The organism is Fusibacter sp. QWL-12, from assembly GCF_058683495.1.
Map to the genome: position 1 here is coordinate 82,914 of NZ_CM178745.1, position 25,863 is coordinate 108,776.

The 25,863-nt window shown below is 34.6% G+C and carries 41 protein-coding genes; 1 reads left to right on the top strand and 40 read right to left on the bottom strand.

The genetic code is table 11. The annotated features are described in order from the left end of the window. Positions 1–22: 22 nt before the first annotated feature. Positions 23–241, bottom strand: a complete 219-nt coding sequence (locus AC4PID_RS00495; protein WP_492133624.1) for a hypothetical protein — start codon at positions 239–241, stop codon at positions 23–25. Positions 242–371: 130 nt separating this feature from the next. After that, positions 372–746 carry a pyridoxamine 5'-phosphate oxidase family protein gene (locus AC4PID_RS00500; protein WP_492133625.1) on the bottom strand — a complete coding sequence of 125 codons (375 nt, stop codon included), beginning with the start codon at positions 744–746 and terminating at the stop codon, positions 372–374. Positions 747–951: 205 nt separating this feature from the next. Here AC4PID_RS00500 and AC4PID_RS00505 point away from each other — a divergent pair, with 205 nt between their 5' ends. Beyond that, complete coding sequence (locus AC4PID_RS00505; protein WP_492133626.1) at positions 952–1,446, top strand: RrF2 family transcriptional regulator; 495 nt, start codon at positions 952–954, stop codon at positions 1,444–1,446. A gap of 121 nt (positions 1,447–1,567) precedes the next feature. Here AC4PID_RS00505 and AC4PID_RS00510 read toward each other — a convergent pair whose 3' ends face one another. The 38 genes from AC4PID_RS00510 to AC4PID_RS00695 form a co-directional block, all read right to left on the bottom strand. Continuing rightward, complete coding sequence (locus AC4PID_RS00510; RefSeq protein ID WP_492133627.1) at positions 1,568–3,649, bottom strand: methyl-accepting chemotaxis protein; 2,082 nt, start codon at positions 3,647–3,649, stop codon at positions 1,568–1,570. Between the two features lie 94 nt (positions 3,650–3,743). After that, complete coding sequence (locus tag AC4PID_RS00515) at positions 3,744–4,097, bottom strand: YciI family protein (protein ID WP_492133628.1); 354 nt, start codon at positions 4,095–4,097, stop codon at positions 3,744–3,746. A gap of 27 nt (positions 4,098–4,124) precedes the next feature. After that, positions 4,125–4,367, bottom strand: coding sequence for a hypothetical protein (locus AC4PID_RS00520; protein WP_492133629.1), 243 nt, complete (start codon positions 4,365–4,367; stop codon positions 4,125–4,127). Between the two features lie 30 nt (positions 4,368–4,397). Beyond that, a complete protein-coding gene (locus AC4PID_RS00525) occupies positions 4,398–4,919 on the bottom strand; it encodes a GNAT family N-acetyltransferase (RefSeq protein ID WP_492133630.1) in 522 nt (173 codons plus the stop codon). A gap of 26 nt (positions 4,920–4,945) precedes the next feature. Then, positions 4,946–5,362 (bottom strand): hypothetical protein, encoded by a 417-nt coding sequence (locus AC4PID_RS00530; protein WP_492133631.1) that lies wholly within the window; start codon positions 5,360–5,362, stop codon positions 4,946–4,948. Positions 5,363–5,389: 27 nt separating this feature from the next. After that, the gene (locus AC4PID_RS00535) at positions 5,390–5,770 is read right to left on the bottom strand and encodes an iron chaperone (RefSeq protein WP_492133632.1); all 381 of its coding nucleotides are present in this window, start codon (positions 5,768–5,770) and stop codon (positions 5,390–5,392) included. Between the two features lie 50 nt (positions 5,771–5,820). Continuing rightward, positions 5,821–6,462: a putative signal transducing protein gene (locus AC4PID_RS00540; RefSeq protein ID WP_492133633.1), complete on the bottom strand. Its 642-nt coding sequence runs from the start codon at positions 6,460–6,462 to the stop codon at positions 5,821–5,823. Positions 6,463–6,499: 37 nt separating this feature from the next. Next, on the bottom strand, positions 6,500–7,219 hold the full coding sequence (locus tag AC4PID_RS00545; protein ID WP_492133634.1) for a hypothetical protein: 720 nt from the start codon (positions 7,217–7,219) through the stop codon (positions 6,500–6,502). A 137-nt stretch (positions 7,220–7,356) separates the two neighbouring features. Next, positions 7,357–8,187: a hypothetical protein gene (locus AC4PID_RS00550; protein ID WP_492133635.1), complete on the bottom strand. Its 831-nt coding sequence runs from the start codon at positions 8,185–8,187 to the stop codon at positions 7,357–7,359. A gap of 71 nt (positions 8,188–8,258) precedes the next feature. Then, a complete protein-coding gene (locus AC4PID_RS00555) occupies positions 8,259–8,684 on the bottom strand; it encodes a VOC family protein (RefSeq protein ID WP_492133636.1) in 426 nt (141 codons plus the stop codon). A 49-nt stretch (positions 8,685–8,733) separates the two neighbouring features. Further along, complete coding sequence (locus AC4PID_RS00560) at positions 8,734–9,180, bottom strand: VOC family protein (RefSeq protein ID WP_492133637.1); 447 nt, start codon at positions 9,178–9,180, stop codon at positions 8,734–8,736. A 34-nt stretch (positions 9,181–9,214) separates the two neighbouring features. Beyond that, positions 9,215–9,535 carry a hypothetical protein gene (locus AC4PID_RS00565; protein ID WP_492133638.1) on the bottom strand — a complete coding sequence of 107 codons (321 nt, stop codon included), beginning with the start codon at positions 9,533–9,535 and terminating at the stop codon, positions 9,215–9,217. Between the two features lie 29 nt (positions 9,536–9,564). After that, on the bottom strand, positions 9,565–9,864 hold the full coding sequence (locus AC4PID_RS00570; RefSeq protein WP_492133639.1) for a hypothetical protein: 300 nt from the start codon (positions 9,862–9,864) through the stop codon (positions 9,565–9,567). A gap of 24 nt (positions 9,865–9,888) precedes the next feature. After that, positions 9,889–10,506 carry a hypothetical protein gene (locus AC4PID_RS00575; protein WP_492133640.1) on the bottom strand — a complete coding sequence of 206 codons (618 nt, stop codon included), beginning with the start codon at positions 10,504–10,506 and terminating at the stop codon, positions 9,889–9,891. 33 nt (positions 10,507–10,539) lie between these two features. After that, positions 10,540–11,340, bottom strand: coding sequence for an aminoglycoside adenylyltransferase domain-containing protein (locus AC4PID_RS00580; RefSeq protein ID WP_492133641.1), 801 nt, complete (start codon positions 11,338–11,340; stop codon positions 10,540–10,542). Continuing rightward, a complete protein-coding gene (locus AC4PID_RS00585; protein ID WP_492133642.1) occupies positions 11,341–12,375 on the bottom strand; it encodes a DUF5700 domain-containing putative Zn-dependent protease in 1,035 nt (344 codons plus the stop codon). 16 nt (positions 12,376–12,391) lie between these two features. Continuing rightward, positions 12,392–12,886, bottom strand: a complete 495-nt coding sequence (locus AC4PID_RS00590; RefSeq protein ID WP_492133643.1) for a hypothetical protein — start codon at positions 12,884–12,886, stop codon at positions 12,392–12,394. Between the two features lie 24 nt (positions 12,887–12,910). Then, entirely contained in the window at positions 12,911–13,459 is a 549-nt protein-coding gene (locus AC4PID_RS00595) for a hypothetical protein (RefSeq protein WP_492133644.1), read from the bottom strand. Between the two features lie 16 nt (positions 13,460–13,475). Next, positions 13,476–13,790 carry a hypothetical protein gene (locus AC4PID_RS00600; protein ID WP_492133645.1) on the bottom strand — a complete coding sequence of 105 codons (315 nt, stop codon included), beginning with the start codon at positions 13,788–13,790 and terminating at the stop codon, positions 13,476–13,478. Between the two features lie 25 nt (positions 13,791–13,815). Further along, complete coding sequence (locus AC4PID_RS00605; protein ID WP_492133646.1) at positions 13,816–14,019, bottom strand: hypothetical protein; 204 nt, start codon at positions 14,017–14,019, stop codon at positions 13,816–13,818. Further along, a complete protein-coding gene (locus AC4PID_RS00610) occupies positions 14,016–14,873 on the bottom strand; it encodes an RsiV family protein (protein WP_492133647.1) in 858 nt (285 codons plus the stop codon). Before AC4PID_RS00610 ends, AC4PID_RS00605 begins: the two co-directional genes overlap by 4 nt. A 160-nt stretch (positions 14,874–15,033) precedes the next feature. Next, positions 15,034–15,174: a hypothetical protein gene (locus AC4PID_RS00615; protein ID WP_492133648.1), complete on the bottom strand. Its 141-nt coding sequence runs from the start codon at positions 15,172–15,174 to the stop codon at positions 15,034–15,036. Positions 15,175–15,300: 126 nt separating this feature from the next. Then, entirely contained in the window at positions 15,301–16,083 is a 783-nt protein-coding gene (locus AC4PID_RS00620; RefSeq protein ID WP_492133649.1) for a class I SAM-dependent methyltransferase, read from the bottom strand. Positions 16,084–16,112: 29 nt separating this feature from the next. Next, a complete protein-coding gene (locus tag AC4PID_RS00625) occupies positions 16,113–17,321 on the bottom strand; it encodes a S41 family peptidase (protein ID WP_492133650.1) in 1,209 nt (402 codons plus the stop codon). Positions 17,322–17,337: 16 nt separating this feature from the next. Beyond that, positions 17,338–17,913, bottom strand: a complete 576-nt coding sequence (locus AC4PID_RS00630; RefSeq protein WP_492133651.1) for a GNAT family N-acetyltransferase — start codon at positions 17,911–17,913, stop codon at positions 17,338–17,340. Positions 17,914–17,957: 44 nt separating this feature from the next. Then, entirely contained in the window at positions 17,958–18,680 is a 723-nt protein-coding gene (locus tag AC4PID_RS00635) for a class I SAM-dependent methyltransferase (protein ID WP_492133652.1), read from the bottom strand. Between the two features lie 10 nt (positions 18,681–18,690). After that, a complete protein-coding gene (locus AC4PID_RS00640) occupies positions 18,691–19,647 on the bottom strand; it encodes an amidohydrolase family protein (RefSeq protein ID WP_492133653.1) in 957 nt (318 codons plus the stop codon). A 21-nt stretch (positions 19,648–19,668) separates the two neighbouring features. Then, entirely contained in the window at positions 19,669–20,277 is a 609-nt protein-coding gene (locus tag AC4PID_RS00645) for a YdcF family protein (RefSeq protein ID WP_492133654.1), read from the bottom strand. A gap of 39 nt (positions 20,278–20,316) precedes the next feature. Next, complete coding sequence (locus AC4PID_RS00650; protein ID WP_492133655.1) at positions 20,317–20,940, bottom strand: hypothetical protein; 624 nt, start codon at positions 20,938–20,940, stop codon at positions 20,317–20,319. A gap of 20 nt (positions 20,941–20,960) precedes the next feature. After that, on the bottom strand, positions 20,961–21,485 hold the full coding sequence (locus tag AC4PID_RS00655; RefSeq protein WP_492133656.1) for a GNAT family N-acetyltransferase: 525 nt from the start codon (positions 21,483–21,485) through the stop codon (positions 20,961–20,963). Positions 21,486–21,512: 27 nt separating this feature from the next. After that, a complete protein-coding gene (locus AC4PID_RS00660) occupies positions 21,513–21,917 on the bottom strand; it encodes a GFA family protein (protein WP_492133657.1) in 405 nt (134 codons plus the stop codon). A 58-nt stretch (positions 21,918–21,975) separates the two neighbouring features. Beyond that, positions 21,976–22,422, bottom strand: a complete 447-nt coding sequence (locus AC4PID_RS00665) for a hypothetical protein (RefSeq protein ID WP_492133658.1) — start codon at positions 22,420–22,422, stop codon at positions 21,976–21,978. Between the two features lie 15 nt (positions 22,423–22,437). Next, complete coding sequence (locus tag AC4PID_RS00670) at positions 22,438–22,845, bottom strand: NUDIX domain-containing protein (RefSeq protein ID WP_492133659.1); 408 nt, start codon at positions 22,843–22,845, stop codon at positions 22,438–22,440. Between the two features lie 13 nt (positions 22,846–22,858). Next, positions 22,859–23,383, bottom strand: coding sequence for a P-loop nucleotide/nucleoside kinase family protein (locus AC4PID_RS00675; RefSeq protein WP_492133660.1), 525 nt, complete (start codon positions 23,381–23,383; stop codon positions 22,859–22,861). Next, entirely contained in the window at positions 23,383–23,991 is a 609-nt protein-coding gene (locus AC4PID_RS00680; RefSeq protein ID WP_492133661.1) for a class I SAM-dependent methyltransferase, read from the bottom strand. The genes AC4PID_RS00675 and AC4PID_RS00680 overlap by 1 nt, the downstream gene beginning before the upstream one ends. Positions 23,992–24,011: 20 nt before the next feature. Beyond that, entirely contained in the window at positions 24,012–24,632 is a 621-nt protein-coding gene (locus tag AC4PID_RS00685; RefSeq protein WP_492133662.1) for a hypothetical protein, read from the bottom strand. Next, positions 24,619–24,927, bottom strand: a complete 309-nt coding sequence (locus AC4PID_RS00690; RefSeq protein WP_492133663.1) for a hypothetical protein — start codon at positions 24,925–24,927, stop codon at positions 24,619–24,621. The genes AC4PID_RS00685 and AC4PID_RS00690 overlap by 14 nt, the downstream gene beginning before the upstream one ends. A gap of 208 nt (positions 24,928–25,135) precedes the next feature. Further along, complete coding sequence (locus AC4PID_RS00695) at positions 25,136–25,849, bottom strand: LytR/AlgR family response regulator transcription factor (RefSeq protein WP_492133664.1); 714 nt, start codon at positions 25,847–25,849, stop codon at positions 25,136–25,138. Positions 25,850–25,863 lie beyond the last annotated feature (14 nt).

The following is a 25,863-nucleotide window of genomic DNA, read 5'->3' on the forward strand; positions in this document are numbered from 1 at the left end:
TATTCTAATCAGTTGCGATTTACTATCTTTCATTCCCATGTTTAAAATTTCCAGTAGCTTTAGCTAAAATAAGCTGTTGTTCAAATGCGTTAGCGCTCATCAATTTTTTAATTAAGTCTTCTGCACGCTTCTCTTTAATAATCATGATCATTTTATTGTTATAACTTATGTGTAACTTATGGTCTTTCGTAACTCTATAACTAAAAGGTGTTTCGCTAAGTTTATTTCTCTTATCTATCATGATCGCCTCATTGTTTAGTTATTCTCTTATTAATATTCTACAGGTTTCAAGGTTGGATTTGTATTAAATTACAATTAAAAAAGCCTTTAGTCAAACTTATGATTATAAGCTTGACTAAAGACTAATGTTTTTAGAGCATTTGTTTTGCGCTTGTAACGGTAACTTCAAGTACTCGTGTAAGGAATGAGAACTTTTCTTTCATCATGTCGTATTTTTCACCTTCTGAAATGAATCTACCTGTTCCATTGATGATAAATCCTGTACCTTGATAATTATTGTAGCCTTCTACTGCTTTACTACCGAGTGCTATTTTCACTTGCTGATTGATATCGATGTTTTTTTCAGTTCTTCTAAACGCCCAAGCTGGCATAAGCAATCTTTGATCTTCAGTAACGACTATGAATGAGTTCCATGTATTGACGATATGAGGTTCACCTTCACCCCAAGATACGATTGATACCACGCCTTCGTTTTTTAGTACTTCATAAAATTTTTCAGATAACATTTTTTACGCTCCTTTTGAAGATATGTTTTATCGTGGATATATTTTATCCGCGATACTTTGTGTCTTTATATTACTATTTTAAATCGTGTCTGTCAATAAAATAATTCAAATTATTAAATTGTTAAAAACCTATACTTAACAAATTCCAATATCTTTGATATTATATAGACATATCTTATCCACAATTATTAAAAGGAGTGTTTATATGCAATTCTCTGTTGGGGTTGAATACAGTTTACATTGTCTGCTCTATTTGGTAGATGTTAACGAAAGATCTGTTGGGATAAAAGATTTGGCTGCCTATCAGGGGGTGTCAGAATCTTACCTCTCTAAATTTTTCGCAAAACTTAAGAAAAACGGCATTGTAGAATCGGTCCCTGGCGCTAAAGGAGGATATCGATTGGCGAGAGCTCCTGAAACTATTACCTTCTGGGATGTTGTAGAAGCCGTTGAAGGCTCAGAGCCTTTTTTTAAATGTACAGAAATTCGCCAAAACGAAATTATACTAGATCGATCCAATCTACCAGCATCACATACAAAATCACCTTGTTTGATTCACAAAGTGATGGATGAGGCAGAAGTCCAGATGAAACAATACCTCCAATCAAAATCGCTGAAGTGGCTCTCTGATGAGGTTCAAAATAAAGTGCCACCTGTTCATATTCAGGCGACAAAAGAATGGTTTGAGCGTAACTTATAAATATAAAAAAAGAACTGTTGAAAATCTATATAAGATGATCAACAGTTTTTTTATACAAATAATTTATTAACCGATTTTTTTATTGATTTGTCGATTGATTAGGAACTACTTGAATTTCGAATTATATTTTAAAGACACTAATTTGTTTATCAAGTTCAACCGATAAGCCATTTAATTTCTCAGCACTTCGTGCGACTTCTTCAACTGCTTTGCTTTGTTCCGTCATTGAGGCATTGACCTGCTCAGTAGAAGCAGCTGTTTCCTCGGACACCGCAGAAATATTTGCTGTAACTGTAACAAGTTCATCTTTGCTATGATTGAGTTCCATCAGTTCTGAAGTAATCATTTCAATCTCTTTTGTTATTTTGTCTACCGACTTAAAGATGACATCGAAAGACTCATTAACATTTACAACTGCATTGTGTTGATCTAAGGAGACTTCTTTTAACTCGCCCATAACCGCAACGGTTTCAGCACTATCGGACTGAATCGCTTTCATAATGTCGCTAATTTCTTTGGTTGCTTCACCAGAATCTTCTGCCAGTTTTCTAATTTCCTCAGCGACAACCGCAAAGCCTTTACCAGCTTCACCTGCTCTTGCAGCCTCAATGGATGCATTTAAAGCCAGCAAATTGGTTTGGTTGGCAATCGAAGCAATTGTAGAAATAATTGCAGTAATGTCCTTTACTCTTGATTCAAGGTTTTCAATTGCCTTCTCAACTTTAAGATTCGAATTTTCAGCGACTGAGGAGGTATCTTTAAGCACTTTTAATGCTTCAATACCAGCTTTATTCATTTTTATCGCATCATCAGCACTTGTTTGCATGGTCATGCTTTTTTCTTTCATCAAAGTCACTTTTTCATTTATTAGATTAGCAATTTTTGCACCTGCCTCTGACTCTTGAGCTGCACCTTGTGCACCTATTGAAATTTCATTGATGGCCAACGCGACTTGATTGGTTGCAGCATTTGTCTCTTCTGACATAGCGGCTAGATTATTGGCCTCTAGTAACATTTCTGAAGCAACAGTTCTAACTTCTGATATTAAGCATTGAACACTATTTACCATTAGATTTAAGCCATCTGCAAGTAACTTGGTTTCATCGTTGTTAGTAGTTTCTACATTAACCGTAAAATCTCCATGACTGATTTTATCAGTTGCTGCAACTACATCAATAATGGGTTTACTGATACTTCTACCGATAAAGAAAGCTACGATAACAGATACAATAATTGCAAGGACTAATACAACGATCATAATTAAGGTAATCAAGTTAATCACACTGTTGACTTCACCCACTGGTATAGTTGCAACCAATATCCATCCATTGTCTAAATGGTCGTAAGTGATAATGTTCTTTCCATCTCCTGCATTGTAATCAAAAATGCCTCTAGGTTCATTGTTCATTCTAGTGAGCATAGCTGAATAATCGCCATGATCTTTGATATTGGCAGGCGTACCATCTTCCTTCCACTCAATACTTGGATGTGTGATTAAATTTCCTTCATTGTCCATTAAATAAAGATAACCCGTGTCAAATAGCTTTATGTGATTTAATGTTTCTTGTATGTCACTCATATATAAGTCCATACCAACTAACCCGATATTCACACCGTCTTTTATAATAGGTGTGATATAACTAGAGATTGCGGTGCCTGTCTCTGAGATATAAGGAAAGGTCCAAGTGGAAACCCCATCATCTATCGGAAGATTATACCAAGCATTGTAATCACTATAGTATTCCATACCGAAAGGGTCTTGTAATTGGAAGCCATTTCCGTCTGCATTGTCAAAATACCAAATATCAATTTCTTGATTGAACATTGCGACATTATAGTAGACGTAGACACTCCTAGTAATACCAAGATCTTCGCCTAATTTTTTAATCAGTGCTCTTTTACTTGCTTGTAAATCCTTTAAATACTGTGGATCGGACTTAGCTTTTGCTACATCAGTTGCATCAGCGAACTCCACTGCAATGGATTTTACTGCTGATTCTATGGATAAAAACCCCTGCTCCACATAGTTTTTATTGGACATAATTTGACCAATAGTGTACTCATTTGATAAATTGCCAACTCTCGTATTGACGACAACACCCACTGAAACACCTAAAATCAGTAATGCGACTACATTAATGACGATGATGTTTCGAATAATTTTCCTAGAAATTTTTCCCGTTTTTTTACTTTTTTTCTCCATAATAAAACCTCCAGTGTGGAATGCTGTAAACTGTATGTAACAAGTTTACCCACTGGAGGTTTATCCAATCATAATTGTTAACAAATCATAACATTTATTCGTGAACGCGTCTAAGTTCAACCTGGCCTTGTCCAAAGCCTTGTGGATCAGGCATCTTAAGTGCCCATTTTACCGCTTCTTCATGAGACTGGACTTCTATCAAGATGAATCCAGCAAAGACCTCATCAGATGGTATAAAAGGACCTTCAGTAATTTCAGGAGATGCATCAGGTTTTTTATATGAAATTCTCATTCCAATTGAGCTTGGATAGAGCCCCTTTGCCATAACTCTAACACCTGCTTCTACAAGTTCTTTATTAAAAGCACTCATCGCTTCTCTAAGTTCTAAACTCGGAAGATTACCAGCTTCTGAATTGTCTGAGCCTTTCACGATTAACATATATAACATAAAATTGCTCCTTTCAAACTTTAAACTTCAATACCAAACATCATCAAGCCCAAATAAAAACTTCACCGTTTTTGTCGCTTTCTGCTCTCCTACGTGATATTCCACGACGTATATGCGATCTCTAAACGATAATCGAGTGACATAATCAATTTCACCACCAAGAGCTTCTATTGCTTCATGTATTCTCTTATTAATGAATTTTCTTGTAAAGATTAAATAGCCAATTAATCCACCGATTAATATCGCATAGACGATAAAACTGACAACCATAACTGCCCCCGAACGTTTAATTTTCAATGATTATAAATGAATATGATATCGCTGTGTAATTCTATAGTCCTCTGGTACTTCATTGATTAATTGACCACCATTATTGATGATTGTTTTTGCAGATCCTAAATTTTCTTTATCACAAGTCACTAACACAGGCGAAATTTGTAGCGCTTTACAAACATCAAGTGCAAGGTTAAGCATCTCAGTTGCATACCCTTGTTTTCTCTCTGATCTTTTTATACTATAACCGATATGACCACCAAAATTCTCTAGATAATCATTCAATCTATGTCGAATATCAATCATGCCAACCAGTCGATTTTCCTCTATGGTTACTGCTAAATAAGTTGAAGCAGGAACAAGACCTTCTCTTACAGTTGCATCACAACTGTTATCGACGAGCATAGTCAACCATTCATCATAATCTGATGTAAGTCTAAGGCCACCGCTACCTGCAAAGTCTTCATGATTTTCAATAAATTCCTTTTTATAGTCCAGTACTTGTTCCTTATAAGATTTGTCTGGGCTGACGAGTTTAATTCTTTGCATGTAGCCTCCTATAAATATGTCTTAGATTAATTAAACAGCTGTGATAGAGCCAAATCAACCTCTTCTTTTAAATCCTTCGAAAGGTAGATTCTTATTTTTCGTTTTACTTTAAAAACGCCCAAAAGTTTGATATATGCAAAAATATGAAGCTCAGACTCGATTTTATTATTTTGAGGCCATTCGTATTTGATTAAGTCCTCTTTTTTTATTTTGTGGAAGTTGGTTCTTATACGATCTTCGTAAATTTTGATTTTTTTCAACTCTTTTATTCCCAATACTACCAAAATAAATATTAAAAAAAATAATACACCAATAATTTCATACATATAATTTCTTGTTATTCGCGCATACGATCCTAAAAGTGACCCAAATAAAGATAAAAGTGAAACTGGTATCATCAACCACTTGTTAGTATTTTTAAATGCAATAATAGGACGAGACATATTTTCCCCTTTATTAATTAGAATTAACTAACGTGTTCCCACCCGCCAGAAGTTCGTCATCTCTTTTTTATCTTCTATGTTAAACGCAATCATTTTGTCTATTAGTTCAAAGTTCACTGGAGAAGCCCAAGGTAATTTTAAAAGCATTTTTGTTTTTGCATATCCTGCAGCCTTAATCTCATCTTCAAATAGTTCGAGTGTTTTAGTCTCTGGCGACATAGCAATGTGCATTTTCGACATACTAAAACCAACGATAAAAGTACCATGATCAGTAAACATAGGCTGATTCCACTTCACTTCTTCGATCAGGTTTGGAAAAGTGTCTTTAATATGATCTAAAATCATTATCATACGCTCTTTTTGTTCAGGGTTATCGATTTTATCTAAGTACACATCAAATGGTCTCATAATAGCTCCTTTCAATCTTAAATCTCTTCAAATTTGGATATCTTTCAAAATTACTGTAGTAATAAACTAATACCCATTAAGATGAAAGACGTACCAAATACAAATACCATAAATACCTTTAAGAAAGTTCTTCTTTGATTCATTTTTTTATTGTATTTAGCTCGATAAGCTCGCATATCTGCATCATCATCGTTTTTATGATGCAGATTCTCTTTTTTGGAATGTTGCTTTTCTTTCTTAGAAGTTGAAACTGCAGCAGTATTTGAAGACTTAGTCACTTTAGTTGCTTCATTTTTAACGGACTCAGTTAAAGATTCTTCAGAGATACCCGTTTCGTTTGCCTTCCAAAACTCATCGATTAAAGCTTTCGCTTCAGCTGCTTGTTCCTCAGAAACACAAATCGTCGTTCCAAGATAGTTCACACCACTATAGATTTGAAGATAGGAACCAATGCCCTTGCTTCTAAGTTCGGATACAATTCCATTTTCTGTTAAAAAGGTTTGAACCATCATTGCATCACTTTCTAAATTGGTTTCATAGACTTCAACCAATTGAATTTTTATTTCTTCAACCTCATTGTTGGATTTCTTTTCTTTTATGTACTCAATCTCTGATATCAATGGCTCGACACAATCTGCACAAACTTCTGCATATTCTTCATACTCCGTGTTACATTTATCGCACCATTTCATAATATCACCTCCATAATTTCTAATAATTAATTGTTACTTATTCTATAGTTGCTAATGATGTTGCTTTGACTTGTTGCTCTTTTAGATGCTTAGGATAGTAATATATTATAAATACTGAAAACATTACATACAGAGCTAATATAATTATATCAATAGTAATTTGGCCATTTAAACTACTTAAAGTAGCTACACCTGTTAAAACTGTATAAAACGTTAAGAGTTTTACTTTACCATTAATCAATTGTATTAATATGTTATAAATAATTGTCGTACTTCCCCACTTATATAGCAATTCTATAAAAGTGAATGAATTTATATCTAGAGTTTCTTTCCAAGTGTAATTTATGATTATACAGTTTAAAATCATAAAAACAAAAATACCAAATCTGTTTATTGTGAATTGATTATTCCATTTCTTTTCTGAGTCTATTATTTTTTTGCCACTAAGTTTATCGCCGACTGACATAAATTTTACGTTCTTTGATATGAAAAGTTGATAAATTATGGATGCAGCTAGCGAAATAGTAATAAGACCAAATAATAGTCCTTGATGTTCAAGAAAATTTAAATTCAACATACCAGTTACATCACTATAAAAGCTTATGATTTTTAATATAGTAGCTGAAATGCATAAAATAATCATACTAACAAAAAAGAAATCAAAATAAATCGCTAAGATTGGATGTTCATATACTTTTTCTTCATCTTTTGGAAAACTAATACCTTTTTCACTTTGTAATTTGTTATTTGTAATCATGTTTTTTCCCCCAATTACTACTGTATATTTTTCATATTATTTTATAAAAACAACCTATTCTCTTCATCTGTAGTTCATATAGTCACTTGATATTCAAGGTTATTTCATTTATATAACGCTTCAACCGATCATAGCATTTACCTCAAATAGAGCGAGTCTTCCATTTCTTGCATTTCAGTTTCTTGGGATTCTTCTTCAACCAATCTCTTAAATATATTGAGCTGATAGAGACTTACAAATGGCGTTATACCAATTGTAAATATTGCTGTCAAAAGTAATTTGATCCCTTGAGCACTTAGTTCAAATTGACTAAAATACGGAATTTTATCTATTACCCATATAGGCATAGAGAGTACAATCGGTAATAACGTCAATAATGCAACTTTTATATATTTCTGTTTTACGATTTGAAAACTTTTTTCAATAACGGACTCATCGCGTTTTCCAAGTACGGTTATGAAAGGCACAAATTGAAGTGCGACATGAAGCAAGAACGCAATTATACCACCGATCAATGCCATAATGATTCGCTCTGTTGGTCTTGGAACCCTAAAAAGATTAAAGTTATAAAGTCCTAGCATCATCAAAGGAATAAAAGTAATGATGCCCGTCAAAATACTATAACCAATATATCTCCCAGTATTGTACTTTGCTTCTTTATAGCTATGACGTATTGCCACCTGATTGCCGTTATAAGCATCATTAGCTGATGATATCAGTGTTACGGAAAGCCTTGATACAAAGTATAAGTTTATGATCCATAGGGTTAAAGTGATTACTAAGGATAAAAACAAATACGAGTTGACCCCAACGATTCTCAATGAGGTAATTGGTACGATTAGCATAAGCCCCTGGAAAACGATACTGATTGCGGTTGAGATTAACGCGATTAACATGAGAGGCTTCCAATAGTTTTTGAATGTAGCTAAAGTGTCCGTCAATATGTTATTAAAATCTAAATCTTTCATATGTATCCTCCTATTTTTATTTATTCTATATGGAAAACATTAGGAAATTCTTAAGTAAATGATAAAAATTTCTATTTTTCAAACCTTTTTGCTATAGGATGATCTTGATTGAGCTGTAACAAATCCCATAGATTCCCGTATAAGTCTTTAAATACAGCAACCATGCCATACTCCGCTTGTTTTGGTTCCCTTACAAACTCTATTCCTACTGACATCATTTGATGATAATCTCTCCAAAAATCATCCGTATTGAGAAACAGGAAGACTCTACCGCCAGCTTGATTTCCAACAAACTCCTTTTGAACTGGCTTGGATGCTTTGGCGAGTAATATGGTTGTCCCATTAGAACCTCTAGGCGCTACAACTACCCATCTTTTATCCTGCTCAGGTTGATAGGTGTCTTCTAGTAGCTCGAAGTTGAGTTTCTTTGTGTAAAATTCGATTGCTTCGTCGTAGTCGTTCACGACAAGTGCTATATGGACGATGTTTTGATGCATGATTTCCTCCTATGACCTGTACCCTAGACTGTTTTTCATTCATTTTTAATTATTCAACTACTTTATCGTAGTTTCCTGTGATCTCAATTTGGTTACCATCTGGATCCTCAATTACAAATAAATAATAAGGCATCGCTACATTAAGATACATAATAGGTGTAAGTGTTCCAATATTAGCTGCTTTTAATCTTTGATATTCAGCTTCTAAATCATCTATATAAAAATTTAGTACTACATTATTGCCATAATTTATCTGAGTTTCTTTTTGATAATTGATATAATTTTTGCTATAGATCCCTTCAAGTGAATTACCACTTTCAATAAGCTGTTTGTCGTACTCTGGGTTCCAAAGCGCAATACAGCTGTTGTGGAAATTAAACTGTGCCCACCTGGTGTAATTCTGTGACGTCACCTTCATGTCGAGTAATTTTTCGTAAAAATCAATAGATTTTTGCATGTTCTTAACGATTAGATAGGTCGATCCAAGTTTTAACATATTTCCCCCAATCCGCTTTTCTATATATACTTTTTTACATTTTCAATAAGCTGATAAAAACCTTTCCTACGATCGATACACCTATCATCATGAAAAAGCAGTAGTACCAATAATCCTTCACAAATCGACTCTTTTTATCTTGATTTCTCAGGTACAACCAAAATAAAAGCAAGATTGTTAGTAAGATCAATGTCGGCACATAGAAACCCGTGTCACCATTTAAATGAAAGTATCTAATACCAAGTTTTGAAAATATGATTTCTACGAGTGGCTTATCTGAAAACCAATTGATATTAAGCGCTAGTAACACCATCGTAGCTATGTAAATAATTATAATTTTCGTTTTTGCTCGCATTTGTTTACTCCTATTTTTAGAATATATGTTTATGACTTGTCCCATTTAATCGGTTTTGTGATAATTGAAGACAGTGAAAAATAATAAAGTATCCCAAAATTGAAACCGTACATGCCTGCATATATGTATTTTGAATCTTGAAATTTTAAAACAAAATAACTAATTAGTACAAAGCATGTAAACCCTAACGCAAATGCAACAAGCCAGTGCGTCCTTTGTATCAACTTTTTCCTTAGTTTAAATTTTCTCTCCAAAAAGACTTCAAAAAATAAGATTGAAAGCAAGCTGCCTAAAAGTAGTGCTGGTAATTCACTGATTGTATGCTTCATATTCCCTCCAAATGCTTTATGATTTTACTCTAGAAATGACCCCATGATAATGTATTTGATCTCGTCATTAATCAATACAAAAGTACAATCGAAGTCATCATCTAATACAACTGATTGCACAAATCGTTCATTGTAAAACTCCATAACAAGCCCATATTGACCAACCGCATAGGATTGATAATCGTCACTAAGTTGATAAGTGATTTCTTCATTTGATCCTTTTGCAATAATAGGGACACCTGCTTTAAGCTGCTGATAATAGTCCTTGCTTACCACTTTCCCATAGATGATTTTGACTTCCTTTTGACTAATTTCACTTTCTGTCCAAATATTTCCGATGATTTCAAGTCTCGATAGCCTCGCATTGATGTCACCCATGTCATAATTACTCATTGAAGCGAAGTCCTCTTTCAGTTGATCAAGCTCTTGTTCAAAATTAAGTGCACCACTCTGGTTGCTCGCAAGCTCTTGCTCAAATCTTTCATCAAGAAGCACATTTATGCTTTTTTCTATACTTTGGATACTTATATGCTCTTTGTCAAATTGGTCTGTTCTGATAAATAGAACGACAAATAGAGCAACGTTAACGATCAATACTACTACAAGAACGTGAATCCAATACTTCTTTAAATCAAACTGCATAAAATCACCTCTCTTAATTCAAACATCATAGCATTAGTTTAACTTTCTCAAAGGTTTCACTTCCGGTGAAATTGCTAATAATTTAGAATTGATTTGCGCAATCAAGAGATTAATAAACGTAACCAAGTCATCATGTGAAATCAAATCTTCACTTTTAAGTTTGGGATCATAGCTCGAAAGGCAAGCTTTTATTATCCTACCGTAACTCTGGTGATACTCTTCCAAAGCCTTGCTTCCACCTTCTACTTTGGAGTAGATGCCGCCATCTTTAAGGTAGTAGTAAAACCTTAAAAGATTGAGTACATAGTAAGTCATGTTGGCCTCTGAATCTAGCTTCAAGTCATTAAGATCGTAGAGGATAGCATCGATAAAATCAAGTGGCTTCACCGCTCCAAAGACCTTCTGGATGGCTTCACCATATAATCGGATGCCCCTAGCCTTAGTCACCATCACATGTGCGATTAAATCTGGATCATACCCATTTTCACAGAGATAATTTTTATCTGACAAATACCTTTCCAGATGAAAATAAGAAAAGTGCAGCTCAAAATAAAGCGGATGCTTTAAAGCTTTAGCAACTGACGCAGTTATCACAGATACTTCAAATCCCTTTTTAGGTCCAAAATAGGAAAGCTCAATCAGCTTATCAATAATCGCCCGTTTGGTTCGCTTGTTTAACGTTTCTCTTACAACGACTAATAGATCAATATCGCTCGTTATAGGATGGTAGCTATTCATCGCATAGGAACCGTGGAGATAGATTCCCACTAAGGATTCTCCTAATAGTTCCAATAAGTTATGATTCAATTGCTTTAATAAGATTTCTGGTTTCATTTATACTCCAAACTCACCTAGTAATTGCTCACTAAATACGAATCCATTTTCGGTCACATTCGCTTGATTGTAATAATCAAAAATTAACATTGGATTCTTTATAACATCAAAAATCGCATTTCTTCCCAAGTGTTTCTCAACACTATAGCACATGTGATAGCCTATGGTTTTATTGAGCGGTTCATTACCAGAGGGATCGTAGCTGTATTTAGAAAATAGCGTTTCAAGATGCTCTTCATTCATCTCATTTGATAGAATATCCGATAAATCTTGCTCAAAAAGTTTTAGCAACGCTTCTGTATCCGTCTGCCGATCATTCACTGAACGTTTAAAATTCTCGGCAATCGCTTCGCCATGTGATTCAAGTGCAAGTGGATATAAATCATCGCCACTGGTAAAATATAACGTCGCTAAGCCCTCACCTACAAGTGAACTGATAAAGTACGCCATAAAGCTCTGCGCAGACTCGAAGACACTCTCAAATTGCTTTCTTTTACTTAACCAATACTTCATGCCAATATGGTGATACTCATGTGATAAAACATCTCTGATAACGGGAAGATATTTTGCATCCGATGGCCAAAGCATTGTATTTACTAACATTACATGATCACCAACGATACTTGCGCCATTAATCCCATCAAACACAAAATAAAGATCAATTTCTAACTCTGTCTCATCAGGTAAAGTCTCATTTAATGATTCAACGATGCTCTCAAAATCAAAAGCTTTAATGAGTAAAAGCTTATTTTTAAGCTTAATCACATCTGTATTTATCAATTTTAACAGATTATAAAGCATGCTGAGACCTTCATCCTCAGGCTCTAAAGGTATGTGATTCAATGCTAAAAACAGTACCTTTTTATAGGTTTCATAGTCATATGTATGCTGATAAAAATTGAGCATTTGCTGCATGCCCTTGTTATTTGACAGTTCAAGCATAACATTATCAAAGGCCAATGGGTCTTTATATTTCTCTGACTCAATTAAGTCTACTATTGCTTCCGCTACTGTGTAATCTACTGTAATTCTCATGTGTCTCCTTTTCTAATCAATGTTCTCTCACGATTGAAAACTCTTTTAATACATTCCCTACATTCTCTTGCGCTTCAATAGGAACATACAAAAACTGCACGATAACTTCCTTTTCAGAAGCCACTCTCAACTCAAAAACCTTGCGGTTGTTATTCTCTCCCTCTTTTACAGGTAAAAACGCGTCAAAGAATGAATGTTTTTCTGATATTTCATATGAACCCAAAAGTTCATAGCAATCATTATATTCTGATGCTAATTGCCATTTATAAGCAATCGTTATGTTTTCAAGTAATGCAACCTCAATTTGATCATTATTATTTAGCGCTAATAAAATGTTATTCTCACTTAACGCTTCTAATTGATAAAGTTGCCAATTGTTTTGGTTAATACGTATGTATACATCATCTAGATTATTTGAGAAATCCGTTTTATTCAACTGAGAAATTATCCCTACTCCTGTTATCAAGGCTACTAGGGTAATTAACAGTATAAGTTTATTTCTCTGCCACATACTAGGTTTCCTTTCTTATTATTTTCAAATATCGTAATTATAAATCGCAATTTTTTGTCCATTATTATCATAAATTACAACTTGAAGATGAGATAGCATATAATCTAAATCTCGATGCATCGTGATCCCTAGACTATAGACTTGATTATCAATATACACTATATCGTTTGGTACTGGTGATGCATAAAGCTCAAGTGCGCTACTAAACTCAAGCATCGTCGAAGTTAGAGGAATCTTATTATAGTTTAGTTCGAACTCACCAATTTTAATTACACCGAAAAAATCATAACGATAACTATAATTAAAGAAACCTTCTTTAATTATTGCTGGATTCACTTTCTTAATAACATTCCCTTCAATTGTAATAACCGTTGGAATATCAATGGCATCCACCTGAAAGTCTGACATTACATGAGTCGGCGTTTGAGTGTAGGTTTCTGAAACAGCAAAGGTTTCTACCCGACTATAAAAATAATTGTCCAAAGCGACTATGCATATAAGTATAAGTATACTTATACTCATTAATATTTTGAAATTCTTAATACTAATTTTCTCAGTATCACTTTTTAGCATTAAACCTCCTTAAACTTCACTTATTTTTAAGATTAAAATACCAAACTCTAATCTCATAATAGACAATGGTTATAATGAAAAACAAAAGTGTTATAATCCCTGTCATGGTAACAATTTCAACAATTCTTCTTGAGATTTCATGATTTTGATCAACGATGGCGTACCTATAGACACTTAGAAAAATAGAAATCAAAAGAAAGGTTCTAGTTTCTCTAAAATAAAACTTGAACCGTTCCTTTCTCCCCTCTTTTGAGTTAGAAGCAGTAATGCTTTTACCAAATAAAAGTTTTATTTCGGGTGATTTTTCTTTAATTAAACTTTTATTTTTCATTGGACTCTCCTATTTAAAACAGAAATTATTGTAAAGAAATATAGCCTAAATACTCTAAAATTCCTACAATGATCAAAATCAATCCAATTACATAGTATACGATAGAAGTCGCACCATCGCCGATGAGTTTCCTTAAACGCATCGCTTTTCTACTGTCCCAATAAAATGGAAATTTACCAATTGTACACACCAAAACAAAGACCCCAATTAATAAAAAAACAATACTCATAAGCCCAACTCCTTTAAATAATCTTTTACTTCTGAAAAGCTAATAAGAAACTTCTGCGGACCAGCAGCACCATATGACAGTGCATACTTAGGGTAAATAACAACAAATCCCTCTTCAGTTAAATAGTAATTCTCAAACTTAAACTCATTTTCAATACTTAACTTACCATCATCGTAAGGTGATTCAAATGTAAATGGATTTCCTGAAGTACTGTTTTTAATTGTTAATGCAATTTGTTTTGATATAATTTCAATAAACAATGATTTTACTTCTTCACTAGAAATCATAAAGAAATCATTAAGCAGCATTGGGTCGCCTGAGAGTAAATCATAGGTTTTACCAGCGATTCCTGTCCATCCAACGCCACCAGCACCACCATCTACTTCAGCAGAAAATGAAATCAAGTGATTTTTGGCGTATGCGACCTCATAAATGGCACTTCTAAAATATCCCGAGGCGCTACCCTTTATTTTATTTTGAGTATAATCATAATCATCGGAACTCGGAAGCTCAGGTAATTCGTTATAATAAAAGGCTTCTAACGCCATTAAATCTTGATTGATCAAACCGATTGAATCACCTTCTCCATTAATCTGAGGCAATTTCAAAATGAGTTCGACGTAACTTTCCTGTTCATTGTAAAAGATTTTATCAATATCGATGTATTCTACTTTGAGTTCTGAAGCATCCATAACTTCTGACAAATGGTTCTCAGTTATCAAAATTTCTGATGTCTGTTCAGTTTCATTTTCTATATTTGATGGTTGTGCACATGCAGCTAGTAATACCGTTACTAATACAAGCGATACAATCAGCAAAATTTGTTTTCCTTTTACGAGACTTCTCTCAAACATGTCTCACCTCATTGTTACTAAAGACTTTCATACTAACTTAATATAAGTTGTTCTTACTTTAAAGATACAATTGGAATGAAAATACTAAAAATCAAAAGGAGTACGCCACTAATCTGAGTGGTTACGAGATAAAACTCTGTTGGCTCACCACCTTGGATATCTAAGATTCACCCAAACTAACTGTTTTATTGGATTGATCATGGATGAAAAGAATTATACTCCCTATTAAAAGGGTTACAAACACAAGTAGTATAAATACTTTCTTGTTGCCAATACGATTTATTTTATCTAATAAATCCATTTATATCTCCTTCACAGAGTTCACAATAAAACCAATCAATATTCCCATATAATTACTATATGTGGAAATTTTACTTATATCAACAAAATAGCTTTTATTTTAATTTGCTTTTAATAATCCTGTCCATTATTTTTTTCTCAAGATAATCAAGCCGTGTTCACTTGAGCCCAATGAAGATCTTTCCTCACAAGTTTTAAGATGAAACTGCATCCATTTTGAAAAATCATTCTCATTGAAAGCGTTCACTTTATCTTTAATAAAATACTTCATTCCATCCGTTCCAACGTGATTGAGCACTTCCACATCAAACAAACGCAACTCATCTTCAACTTGCTCTGGTGAAGCACTGAAAAACACTTTATTTTTCGAATGATAACCCAACTCATAATAAGCGTCTAGTAGTTCAAAATCATCTGTGAACATATCTAAGAACTTATAAGTGTTTGCATGACGATTCACATATGCTAATGCATAGATCCCGCCCGATTTTAAAACGCGTAAACTTTCTTCAATTGCAGCTACCCTTTGTTCTTTATCCGTCAAATGATAATAAGCCCCCATATTGAGCACCACATCAAAAGTTTCATCATCGAACTCACCTAAGTTTAAAATACTGCCCTTTTGTATATCTACAAAATCAGCATGCTGCGCCTGATTCGTTTTAATTTCTTCTATATTCTTCTCCACCAAATCTCTTACAAAAACCTCTAAACCACGATCGGCATAATAAAATGCATAGATGCCAGCACCCGCACAAGCATCTAAAAGCTTATCGCCGGCCTTTATGTAACGATTCAAAAACTCTGTTGTTGTTAAAAATTCGATTTGATTGGCATTGCTTCGTTTCAACCTTACTGACTCATCTATGGATTCATAGAAAGTTACCACTTGATCTGTTTTAAGCTCCAAAATATATTGCCTCCTCGATAATATTCTAGCTAATCAGCCTCCATCTTTAACATCTCTGATAAGGCTCGGTCAAAGCCTTTGAAATAGTCTTCTGCTCTTTCTGGTACTTTAATTTGCGGAAACAATGCTGCCATCTCTTGTGAATAATTTTTGTAATACTGAGTCGAATACATTACTTCTATGCCAAGATTAGTTAACTGAATAAACATCAACTCTCCAAAGTGATTTGGCTTTCCACCAGTTGGTTCACCGACCAATGTCACATTAAATTTCTTTTTTAGTTTAATTGCATTGAGTAATGCTGAAGAAAAAGTTGATCTACCAATTAAAACAATTACATTACTTTTGAATTTTGGTCTTTTTTTCAACGCCTTTAGAAAAGGGGAAAGAATCATAGAATTGCCACCCCCGTTAAATCTTAAATCAATTATCAATTGATCTACTTGATTTTGGTCGATCAACTCAAAAAGTTCTCTATTAAATTCTCTAAAAGTCTTATTTGGATCATTCCTGCATGCATTGTATTGAAAATACAAGGTGTTTTTATCTGTGAAATATGTAGACCAATAACAACGCTGAAGATGCTGCCTGCCAAAAGGCAACTGCATAACATATGAACTCGCAAGTTGTATTTGTGTTTTATCAATAGGATAAACTAACTTGGAGACCGTGTTTCCCTCATTGGATTCAAATGAGAATGAAGCACGATCCTCAAATATAATTGATGTCCCCATTAGAATCTCAGGGACGACGAGATATTTAACAACACCATTCTTAAGCTGTTGTTCGTTATCACAGCTAACTAATGGTTGAATTATCTCAAGGACTTCGTCTATGGCAACTGTATTGATATGTGTCAACTTCATCCCGACTAAATCAACGTATTGTTCTGTCGCTTTTGTAACAAATATCCCTTCTTCAAAATAGTAAAACTCAAAAGGATATTGCGCCGTATGATTTACCAATACTTTAGTGTGTCCATCATTCACCCTGGCAACGCATGCCATAAGCTCAACGATGAGCTTTTCTCTACTTTTAGCCGTGGCAGACGCTTTAATAAGATCCATACTTTTGAAATAGACTTGCTCGTCTAGACTATAAAATAAATTCTTATGTCTTTTGGCCAGTTCAAGTTTCAAAAATTCAATATCTGATTTCCATCCTTCGCTGACTCGCTCATTATCGCTTGGACTTTTTATAGTTCTCATCCCCAATAGACCTTTGATAAAAGTTAGCATGTTCCCCCATTTCATCTTATCTGAATGTATTTATTTCTCGTAGCATTAAAAAAGAATCTTCTCTCTCTTCATAGACCGAAAATCCAACTCTACGATAAAGCTTTAGTGCATAGTTATCTTTCGCAACAGAAAGGCTTAGCTTTGGAAAATCGTGCATCGCTGCAACCTTAAATAGTGATTCCATGAGACTTACCCCTATTCCACGTCCTTGATAGTCAGATTTTATAGCAATTACGACAATTGGAATGTCTTCATGGATAAAGCCATTGAAAGCATTTTGTTCCTCACACAGTCTTATATAGGCCGCACCAACTTTCTTTTCATCGTCATATGCGATGACCGCTATATCACCAAATCTTTCACCCAAACTATCAATAATGTTACTGAAAAATGGTAGCTGTGAAGCTTCTTCAATTGAAGGACGATTTATCTTATCTCTCCAAAAAACAGCTTCATAAGTCATTTCATTTAAAAAAGTTTGCTCATGACTTTCAATGTTTTCAAACAACTCAAAAGCTTCAAAGTCTTTAGGGCAATTATTTTTATTATCACTAGGAAGATTACATGTGAATGCTTTGAAAGTGATTGTCATAAGCCCTCCTTTTGTATTATTCAAGATAGCTATTTACACAAAGCTTAACGCTTTCTCAAAAAAACGTGATGAAATAAAGATATCCCTTTAAAAGCCTCTAATTCAGACATCTCCATCTCGAGTTTCAACACGGAGGTCATCCATTTATCTTCGTTCATTTCATCACGATTCGCTTGTAGCCCAAAGAAAATTTGAAGTCCCAATACTTGTACGATTTCAAGTGATTTTCCCCATTGAGTTAATTCATTATGATCATAAATGGTTACTTTTCCAAAAGTGTTAGCAATATGTCCGCCGTTTAAAAGATCCTTAGCACCTTCAATGTCATTTGAGACGGCTTTAAAAAGTATTCTTCCTTCATTATTATTTTTAACGATCGATAGCATACCACCTTGCTTCAAAAGTCTTTCAAACCCAGCGACAATTTTTGCTCTCTCTTTTGCAAATTCAAGTACATTATGACAAATAATCAAATCAAAGGATTCGTCTTCAAAATCATCCAATTTGTTATAATCTCCAACAATTTGTGTATATTGATGGTCTTGTTCTCTGGCTTCAACCATATCTGCATTTGGCTCAATGGCATACACTGTATTCTCTTTTGCAAAATAATTGGCAGTGGTACCAAATCCACTTCCAAAATCCAATATCCGAATGTTTTTTACTGGAGTGTATTTTTCGATTTGTTTCCATTTCAGATTATAAAGCATCTGAATCTTAGGGCTATAACGATTGTCTTTGAAATTTTGTAGGTATTCATTCAGCATATTTTACTCCTCAAATCTTTGTTTTTAGTCCATTAAGTCTAATTAAATTCAGATCGATCGCACTTAAAACGCCACTTTCATATAGTCTTAGATACTCTTTACTTACATCACTATCAAAGATTAACAAGTCGTCAGAGTTAATGGTGACATCAATCCCATTTTCAACCAATCGACCAATTGGGTGCTCTGCATAACTCTTTGTTCGACCTAATAAGATATTGCTTGTAGGCGTTAGGTTCAACCTAATATGGTTCTGCCTCAAATAGTCCATCACATCTTTAGAAGCTACCGCACTTATGCCGTGCTGCACTTCATCAAGCTCAAGTATTTCAACGGCATGACGAACATCCTCAGCACTTCCCCATTCACCAACATGCGCCTTAACCTTTAATCCCTTGAATTTCGCTTTTCTATAAATACTTTTAAAATTTTCAATCGGCTGGCTGAGCTCATCTCCATATAAATCCAGTGAATAAAACGCATCGTTATCCCAAAAGGGTTCTAAACAGCGCTCAAGATAAGGTATACTACAATGTCTCGAAAGTCCAATCTGCAACCTGAGTTCTATATCAGGCGCAAACTGTTGATGTGATTTTTTAAAGCAGTTGACCAATTCTTCAATATCGTTATCGAAGTACTCGCCTAACCCCCAAACATCTTCTCCTATTTCTAAGATTTTTACACCATCCATCTTTGCTTGATAAAAAGCAGCATCTATCATTAATTTTCTTCTCTCAGAAGTATGAAAATGATCACCAAGATTTTCAGCTACCCATTTATGCATTTCATCCATTGATTCTAATGGTTTTGTGAGTGGTATTATATTGAGATTGGTTTTTTGATTTATAAAGTCTCTATGACCACTTAAAACAAAATGATTGTGCAGATCCGATTTGGGAACTAATTTTATCGTCTCTAGATCATGGTTCTTAAGTGCTGTTATAAACTGCGCTGATAATTTGTCCATATTGCTCCTCTTGATCTCTATCTATTTTTCTGATAAACGCATAAAGTCCTCAGTAAATTGAGAAGAAATACGTTCTAGTTCTCCTAATACGCGTTTAATCCCTTTCTCTGTCTTAAACCATGTATCAAAAGTAATTGGTACATCAACTTCATAATAATCGTAAGGCACCACTAAAAATTCAGTTTCGGGAAACGCCAATTGATAAAACATCAACGCTCTTCTTGCGTGAAATGATTTACAACAAAGGATTGCTTTATCCACTTTCAGACCTATCTTTTCCACTTCTTCTTTTGCGAAAAAAGCATTCTCTCTTGTGGTTCCCGATTGGTCTTCACGTAATATTTTCAGTGGGCTAACACCATTTTTAATCAAAACATCCTTTAAAAATTCGAACTCAGTCGCATAGGGTTTGTTATAGATATCGTGTTTAGCTTTTGGACCATTAAACTTTCCAAATTTTGTACTAAACCTACCACATGGCATAACATAATCCGCGTAGCCAATATGGATTAACTCAGCCGCTTTTTCAGCAAGTTCAGGATGTGAGCCACCAGGAATGAATATGATATCCACTGATTCTGGTTCGTCTTTTACAAAGATAAATTTGCTGATATCTTCAATGCTTTTCATAATTCCACTCCCTTAATAATCTGCTATTAATTACATATACTATTTTATCTTCCTGAAGAGATAATATTCGGATTGATTTTGATATTTAGGTCCTTTCATCTGAAGTCTAATTTTATCTATATCCACCGGTCTCTCCCTTTTAAACTTAAAGTATTGGTCTAACTCTTCCGTTTTGATTTTTGCGCCATTTTGAAGTACTTCAACAACGCCTATGAATGCGTAATCACGATCATAAAAAGCCAAAGTTGCATCACCATGGCTATCGTTTACAAGTAAAATACCATTTGTTTTAAGATACGCTTTACAATGTTGCGATATAAAACCTGAATATAGTGAAATTAATAAGTCATAATAATTGATCTTCGCTTTTAAAACCGATGTAAAATCAGCTGCTTCATAAGCAATTTGAGCGTCTTCAGTATATTGCTTATTTTGATTGACGTATTCCAGTGGCTCAGATAACACCTCAAAAAAGCGATTTGCATTTTTATCTAAATCATTGTAGTACATCTCCGGGATCACCAAAGACGGCGTAATATGAACAAATGAGCCAGGGTATAATCCACTTTTAATTTGAAACTGCTCTGCAATTTTTTGAAAAACGTCCAATTCAGAGCCTCTTTTATCTATATAATCGTGATACAGTTGGATGGTATTTTTCATTTCAACCTCCCTGTAAAAACTTAATGTTCTTTGGCTATTTTTGTTAAAAAGTCTCCATAATCAAATCTAAATAAATCAACCATAATTCTTCCTTCAAAGACTGGAAAAGTTCTAATGACTTCTCCACCTAGATAACGATAGTATTTATTTGAGTCTGATGGCACATAGTTATAAACGACAACTTCATTAAATCGATCCTTTTTAAAGTGACTTAAGATCGCTTGTAAAAGCTTATAAGAAACACCTCTACCGCGATAAGCTTCATCTACAAACAAATAGTTTATCTCAATACCAGACTTTGCATCTGACTCATCAGCAATACTCGCACCGACAAATCCGACAAACGCATCTTCAAAAAAAGCGCCATATAAGACCCTTATGTCTTGATATTTTTCTGCTGAGTTCATCCAATCGATCATAAAATCAAGCTCCTCTTGCTCACTTGAGTTGTAGGGAACTTGATGCTTTACTTCTTCATCAAAACAGCTAACCTTTAAAGCAATTGCTTTTTCGTATTCAGTTTCTTTTAATAGTCTTATCTTCATAGGTATAACTCCGTTATTTTATTTGGTTTATTCAGTTGGAAAACGATCAAACTTTTTATAAGTTTCTAGCTTCTCATCCCAATTGGCTTTATCGGATATAAAAATATGTCCATCCGGTTGTTTATCCAGTTGACTGTCTAAGCTTCCTGCTGGAACAACTAATAAGCTACCGTTCATTTGTAGGTTTGGAAGAGCAGAACCACAATTACTACAAAAGCCTTTTACGTGATTTGTATCCTTTAACTGGAAGGTCCTTACGTACGCCTCCCCCTGAAGCCATTTTAGTTTTGCGCTTTTAGAAAAAAGATTGGCTGCATGCGCTGAACCTGAATCCTTACGGCAGTATTTGCAGTGGCAAAGATAAAAGTCCTCGAATTCACCTACAACTTCAAATTTTACAGTTTTACATAAACATGAACCTTTATACGTCACTTGATCTACCTCCTTAATTATTCAAATTATACTTTAAGATTTTATGATTTTGTGATTTTCAACTTATGTAAACGTTATGATGGCACGTCAAAACCATGCCATTCTTGAATCGAATGTTGAAATTTTCTACATTGCCATCAACATGCATGATCTCACTTAAATCAACTTTAAATTGTACGAAATCACTTATGCTCGCGGCTCTCATGATGAGGTTGCCATTCATCCAAATCTTCAACCAATAGACGTTTGAAAGGGACTCGTCCTTTACTAATTTGCCTCTTGAACTGGACACGTACTCTTTTAGTAGCTCAGGTACGATGCGCATCGCGTCTTCACCGGTATAGGTGAAGTTGATGTATGTATTTTGAAAGGTTAGATTATCTTTTGAGTATTGCTTTTCTAATGCCTTTATGGCTTCCTTGTCGGTCATAGAGCCATCGCTGAAATATTTAGACTTGAACGATGCGGTTAGTAAGATCTTGTGTGAGCCAATTTGAGTAATCATTTTAGATTCCTTTCTTTAAATTAATTTCACCAAATCCTTTACTACAGTTCTTATAGGCTCCCATTCGGTATAATCATTGATTGAGGTTAGATTGATCCATTCAAAGATCTCATGTTCATGTGATAAAGTAATATCAAATGGATAAGGAAGTCGCATTAAAAAACACACGTCATTCATATCCATTAGAACGCCATCTTTGGTAGTTTTATAATCGAACTCGTATGGAAGCTTAGTAAGTGATGAATTACAGGTAATACCTGTTTCCTCGTGCACTTCTCGCTTTGCAGCATCTATTGCATGCTCTCCAGGCTCAATGCCACCACAAACAGGCTGCCAATTCCCCGATCGCTCTTGTGTCCTTTTTAAAAGGAGTAATTTGTTGCTTTGGCTTTCAAGAATATAAACTTGCACATTTCTTCTCATGATTTGCTCCCAACTATCTGGTCATCTCGAGGTTTAGATACTTAACGATGGCCCCAATATCGATTTTGCTAAAATCCGAAGTGTCCACCGTTAGTGCGGTAGGATGCTCTGGTTTTATAGATTGATCAAAGGTTCTATAGTAATTTTCTTCAGTCGTCGTTTGAATCTGCGTATCAAGTGCCTGACGAGATTGTAATCTGCTTTGAATCACCTCGTAGCTTGGAACCAAGCACTCTATATACTTATAATGCACCTTTGTACCTTCGCAGAGTCTAACGCCTCGTTCTACGATTTCTTTATAAAAACAAGGGGTGTCCACAATGACACTCTTTCCACTATTTATATATTTTTTTGCGAGTTCAAATGTAATGTTATAGGAGACTTCTGCGAGGATTTTTGCCTCTAAACCAAATCCCAACATTGCATTTTTGATCACATCTCTGTCGATGACGATAGCACCTGTTTCGACAACTATCAGTTCTGCTAAACCTGTTTTACCTGAACCCGGAAATCCCGCCATTTGAAGTAGAAACGCCATTATAATTTCCTCACGATGTAATCGACAAAGCCTTGTCTGATTCTATCGCCCTCAAATATGCGCTCGATGATTCTTCTTTCCTTTAACACAAATCCCATATCTTCAAAGTACTTTTCTGCCTCATCATACTCAAAATACGAGTGAATAACCGGTTCATCATCCATTTGTTCAAACTGGTTATCCCCTAAATCAGGACCTTCTCCAAATCTAAAATCATCAACGGACAGAAAGTTGACAAACATAAGACCACCTGGCTTTAACACCCTTTTCATCTCAGAGATCGACTCTGCAATCTCTACCTTCTTCATATGAAAAATCGAATTATAGGAGTAGACAAAATCAAAGCTAGCATCCTCGAAAGGAAGCGCTCTCATATCCCCTTGTTCGATCCCTAAATTGACATCTTTAGAACTTGCATTCGCTAGCTCAACCTGATCTTGATCGTACTCAATCCCATGAGTCTCATAGCCATATGAGTGAAACAAATATAGTGGTGGCATACCTCCACCAGCGCCACAATCCAAAATCTTAGGGCTTTCACACGTTTTTTCTGCATTACAATATTCTAAAAATCGATACAGTGGGGTTTGCTTTAAAATCTGATTCATACTTGCTCCTTATCCGTTAATTATTTCATAAATTCAAAAATCCGATCGGCTAAATCACTTAGAATTGCAAGACTCTCTGTATAGCTCGAAGTGTTCATCGAGTGATCTGCATCCTGATAGGCTTTAACTGCAACGTGGCTTAAACTAGAAACAGTCGCTATGTCTTCACTTGTAAAAAACGGGTCATCCGTCCCTGTGATCACCAATGACTCAAATAATCGCATTGCCGGTAGTGCCTTTTTTACTGGTGTTAAAAATACGTGTTTGATAGTAACACCTACTAGCTCTTCAGATAATACACTTTGAACGACAGTCCCAAAGCTCTTCCCCACAAAAATAATGTTTTTGTATGGATAAAACGTCATAGCTTCATCGATAGCATGTCGACAATCGTCAATAATGAATGGCACCTCACTGGCATCATAGAACTTGCCAACCTTTTGAAAAGCATATTCAATCGCTAGAATATCATAGCCTAGTTCAAGCCCTATGCCAAAGGTATAATAGAGCATCGGCGCTTCTATACCATAAGAGTTGCCAGGAAGTAAGATGATTAAAGTGTCACTATTTTTTTGAATATAGTCGAAGGTTAGTTCAATATCCATATAGGATTGAATGGTTAATTTATTAGGCTTGATCATGGTGTTCACCAATATTAATTTTAACCTCATCTGAATCTGGAATATTAAGCCACTTTGCAAGAGCTAAAACGCTCCCAGCTATCCCCAAAACAAGTAATGTAAAAGTGGTTGAGAGGTAGAAGATCATCGCACTAAATAGCTGCTTATTTAGTAACGAGGTGTCCATAAAGCCACCATTTTTATTAATAATACTTATTTGAGTGCTATTGCTCCACGATTGGAAATACCCTAACATAATGAAGGCTATCAGTAAAAACAAAGTTGAAATAATGGCAACGGTTTTTAGCTTTTTCATAATCGACTACTCCTCTCACTTATTTATAAGACCCAATTTGAAATCTCAATATTCAGTCAAATCAATTATATCAAATTGTACAGTAAAAATTATCCAATAGCAGTTATTGTAATGTAAATATCATTAAATAAAAAATCTAATGGAAAACTAAGAATCAAAATAAAAACCCTAGATGTCAAAGTATACGCAATACTTTTTCATCTAGGGTTTACCATCCAACGCGTTGATAATATTCTAAAAATGCGTTTTGAACAGCTTTACGCCTTGATCGACTCATCTTTAATTCGTGATTGCCATACATGACGACATTCTCTGAATTGACTTTGGAGACGTGCTTTAAATTAATCAAATAGCTCTTATTGCACATAATAAAATGGTAGTCAGAAAGCTGATCATTCATCTCCTTTAAGCTACCGAGCATCTTATACTCAGCATCCTTGGTAATAATATAAAGCCAGTGATTTCTAACCTCAATGTATATGATTTCACTAATTGCAACATTTCTACTGCCTTCTTCTTGTGGTAAGAGAATACTAAACGCGTCCTTAGAGTGAATAGCAGACAATGCCAAGCTGAACTTTACAGCAAAGCTCTCATATTCAAGCGGTTTCATCATATAATCAAAAGCGCTTACCTCATAGCCTTTTACAGCATATTTTGCTGAATTGGTAATAAAAATAATCACCACATGTGGATCTGATTTCCGGATTTCTTTTGCTACTTCGATCCCATTAAGGTGGGGCATCTCAATATCTAGAAAAATAATATCGTAGATTGGTTTAAAATCTGAAACCAGCTCAAATCCATGTGAGTAGGAGGTAACCTGAATCTCTAAGTGATGTGCTTCACTGTATTGCAGGATTTTTCTATATAGTTTCTCTAGATACATAAAATCATCATCAACAATAGCAACCTTTATCATGATCTCCCTCCTTA